Source organism: Acidibrevibacterium sp. (genome assembly GCF_049965395.1).
Classification (GTDB): Bacteria; Pseudomonadota; Alphaproteobacteria; order Acetobacterales; family Acetobacteraceae; genus Acidibrevibacterium; species Acidibrevibacterium fodinaquatile.
Genome location: NZ_JBMFWJ010000092.1, coordinates 1 through 3,721, shown reverse-complemented (window position 1 = coordinate 3,721; position 3,721 = coordinate 1). Strand labels below are relative to the sequence as shown.

Below are 3,721 nucleotides of genomic sequence, written 5' to 3'. Positions count from 1 at the left end.
CCCGTATGATAGGCATCGGGCCAGTTGCCGTGGTTTCCCTGCCGATTTCCCCCTGCTAAGCTTCGGCCATGAGAATCGGGAACCCGGACGGCGCCGTGGTTTCCCTGCCGATTTCCCCCTGCTAAGCTCCCACGGTAGCAATGCCTTGAATAAAAACTGCTTTCCGCCCCCGAAAGGGGGTGGAAAGCAGTTGAATTCAGGCCAATCACCGCGCTCATAACAGCACCAGTTGCGCCGAGCCTGGCCGCTCGCTCGGCTGCTTCTCGCCGAGCAGCAGGCGCATCCGGCCGTATTGCCGGTCGGTCACCTGCAAGGCCCGCACGCTGCCGACCGAGGGCAAATTCCGCGTCACCCGCGCGATGTGTGTCATCGCCCCATCCTCGCCCCGGCAGACGCGCGCGTAAACCGAGAATTGCAGCATCATGAACCCTTCATCTTTGAGGAAATTGCGAAACCGCGACGCCGCGCGACGTTGCTCCTTGCTGCCGACCGGGAGGTCAAAAAACACGAACAGCCACACGAACCGCACCTCCTCGGTTTTCATGGCAGGCCCTCGATTTCCGGCAGAACAAGCGCCGAAGCCCGCGCCGCCGCTATCGCCCGCGCCAGCGACACCGCCGCCATCTCGCTCGCCACCAGCGCGGTGACGTTTTCGTGCCCACAGCGTACCGGCTCAAGCAAAACGCCTGCGAGGGTCTGGCGATGGGCGCGGTTCAATTCGCCCTCCCGCCCCTCACCGCGATCGGCAAGCCGCCAGACCAGGGCATCGACGATCGGGCGAAACGGTTCGAGCAGGTCATCGGCGAGATTGAACGGGTTGAGCGCGCTCGCGTGGTGGAGGCCGAGGGCGGGCAGCAGCCCGGCCGCGACCAGGGCGCGCGCGACCGCCCCGCGCATCACCGCATAGCCATAATTCAGCATCGCGTTGCGGCGATCGGCGGCGTTTTCGCGCACGAAATCCGGGAACAGGCGCGGCCAGTAACGCCGTGCCGCCTGCGCCTCGATGTTGTCCGGATCACCCGGCGCGACGCGCAGAGCCATGGCGCGGAGCGGCGCAGCGCCGCGCCGATCGCCACACAGCGCAAGAACCGCCGCCTGATTGCGGAGTTTCGCCCGCGCCAGCGCCTGCCACAGACGCCGCCTCCGCCCAGCGCCGAGCGCTACCTGAAGCGCCGCGATCTCGGCCTGGCGATGATGGCGGTGAAAGGGTAGCGCGAGCCCGCTCGGGTGATGCCGCGCGTCGGTCACAATGAGGACGATGCCGGCCTCCATACAGGCGGCAAGCAGCGCCGTGGTCAGCGTCGCCTGTGGCGTATCGAGGATGATCCAGGCGATATCCTCGAGCGCGAGACGAACCTCGCCGTCCTCGCGCGCGACGACGCATTGGCCGTCGGCGAGCGAGAGCCGGCAGGGCTCGCTCAGGTGCAGACCACGCCATGCCATGTCCGGATTTCCCGCGGGATTTCCGAGACGCGCCCGAGGCGATCGACGGCGAATTTGCGGAAATCGAGCAGCGTTCGGGTGCCGAGGCCCCGCTTGACCGCCAGTGGATTTTGATGCTCGGCGAGCGTGATTGCCCCGGTCGAGCGGTCCAGCCCCTTGAAATAGCCGCGGATGATTTCGCCATCCGATTTGGTGATCTCGACCAAGCTGTTGCCGTAAAGGCTGAAGACAAAAGCGTATGTCTCGTCGATCCGGGGCCAGTTTTCCTCGTTCTTACCGCCATCCACCGCCCGGTCCGGTGGCTGATCCTGGGTCGCGATCTGATGCGGATAGACCGGAACGAGATAAAAGCGCCCCCGGCCCTTCGCGTCCTCGCGCCGGAAGATGTCGACACGGGCCATGTCGCCGCGATCGGCGCTGCCTGCGCGCACCGCGACCCCGGGTTTATCCTTGGTCGCAAGCCGGATTTTGCGGATCACATCGCCCTTGGGCGAGCGCGGCGGCGCATCCTTCGGTTTTCCCGCCGCGATCCAGGCGCGGAGTGCTTCAATGATCGCGCAATTGCGCCCGGCGTCCTTTACCTGATCGAGATCGGCGGGCGTCAAATCGGCAATGGCGCGGCGCTCGAACACGATGGTTTTCCCATCGCGCTCGCGCACCTGCTTGATCGTCGCCGCATGCGCCTCGCCGCGCGCGCGGTGGCGCTCGGCGCGGGAAACGAACACTTTTTCCACCGCCGCCACGACCTGCTCGCGAAAGCCCAGCCATGGCGGGTCAAGGTTGGCGAAATCCCGGCCCATTCCGCGTCGCTCGGAGTCCTGAAAGGCGCGGGTGAGGCGGTTGAGCATCGCCTCGCTGCAGGCCGCGACCACGATGGCATCGAGCGCGTGATGCCGGTCATCGGAGATGCGTTTGCCTTTATCGTCCTTTTTGAGAAATTCGAGCCCCCAGCCATGGCGCAGCTTTGCGGTCAGCGCGCCGGGGCGGGCGAGCACGTGACGGGTCTCGCGGTCGGGAAAATATTTGCGGGCGATGAGATCGAGCGCCAGCCGCGTCGCATAGCGCGTATCGCCGAGATTGCGTCCGCGGAACCGCTCCTCCACCTCGGCAGCGTTGCGGCGCAGATAATGGCCGCGCTTCTTGTGCCGCTTCATCGCCTTGCAGGAGTCCACCCGTGCCGCGAAACGCGCCCAGTCCTCGGCGGATTCCTCAGTGCTTAGCCACTCATAGGGCGTGCGGTCGCGCTTTTCGGCGTTGGCGCTTGCGAAACAAAGGGTTTTGTTGACGAAACTGTCATCGCCGAAGCGGCTCCAGGGGAGGATGTGATCGACCTGAACGCTGTTGTCGGCGCCGATCAGCGCCGCCGGTGGGATTTCCCGGTCGGTGTAGAGGCAGCGGCCATTCTGCTCTTTCCATAGTTCATAACGCAACAATTCCTCGCCCCCCGCCGCCGGCGGGCGGCCGAAGAGTTCGGCGAATTCCGCCCGCATGCGGTCGCGCTCCTTGTTGCGTTTCTCGATGCCGCTTTTGATTTCGTTCCGCTCCTCGGCACTTTTGCCGACATCGCGGGCGAGTTCGAGATGGACACGCTCCGGCAGGCCGAAATCCTGCACCAGCACCTTGACCTGCTTCAGCACCTCGCACACCGCTTTGCGTGCAATCGGGTTTTTTACGTCTTCGAGCCTCACTTCGAGGCGTGCGGCGTGATCGAAGCCCGCGGCAGCGCAGGCTTCAGAATAGACCATGCCGCTCGCGAGATGCGGCAATAGCTTGCGCGCAGCTTGCGCCGATATATGACCCGCGCCAGTGAAAGCATTGAACTTACCGGCCTCTGCCCCGGCAATCAGCACCGCAGCGAGATCGGGTTCAATCGGCAACGCCTTGATGCCGTCGCCGATCGAGCCGAGATCGGCGCGAAAAGTGAGGATGGCCGCGAGAGCATCGAGCGCCTCCGGCTGGCGGAGCAGAGATTGCCAGCCGACTTCCCCTACCACCTGCCGGATCGCGTAGCTTCCCTCGGCGGCATTGCCGGCGCGGGCCACGAAATCCTGGCTCTCGTCCTCGGGCGAGACATCGGCGAAGCGGATGGCGGGGAGAAGGCCAAGGCGCTTGCGGAGCCATTTCCAGGTGAGCTTCTTCTGCGCGCCGAAATCCGCCGCGACCTTGGCGATCTCCTCCGCCGAGAGGGCCCGCTCCTCGCCGTGGTCGAGTAGGCGGATCGCATTCAGCCGTGCATGGAGGCGAAAAAGCTCGAAAGCATGCGAACGCCGTGCGGCGC

3 protein-coding genes are annotated in these 3,721 nt (G+C 65.2%); all 3 read right to left on the bottom strand.

From position 1 onward, the window contains the following. Window positions 1–214: 214 nt before the first annotated feature. Complete coding sequence (gene cas2, locus ACP5M5_RS14450; RefSeq protein WP_427938517.1) at window positions 215–544, bottom strand: CRISPR-associated endonuclease Cas2; 330 nt, start codon at window positions 542–544, stop codon at window positions 215–217. After that, entirely contained in the window at window positions 541–1,443 is a 903-nt protein-coding gene (gene cas1, locus ACP5M5_RS14445; protein ID WP_427938515.1) for a type II CRISPR-associated endonuclease Cas1, read from the bottom strand. The genes cas2 and cas1 overlap by 4 nt, the downstream gene beginning before the upstream one ends. Further along, window positions 1,419–3,721 (bottom strand): type II CRISPR RNA-guided endonuclease Cas9 (cas9, locus tag ACP5M5_RS14440; RefSeq protein ID WP_427938513.1); only part of this gene is annotated, 2,303 nt, incomplete at its 5' end. The genes cas1 and cas9, both read right to left, overlap by 25 nt.

Coding starts and splice junctions, on each gene's coding strand:
- cas1 (WP_427938515.1), bottom strand. CDS start 1,443: ATGGCATGGCGTGGTCTGCACCTGAGCGAGCCCTGCCGGCTCTCGCTC.
- cas2 (WP_427938517.1), bottom strand. CDS start 544: ATGAAAACCGAGGAGGTGCGGTTCGTGTGGCTGTTCGTGTTTTTTGAC.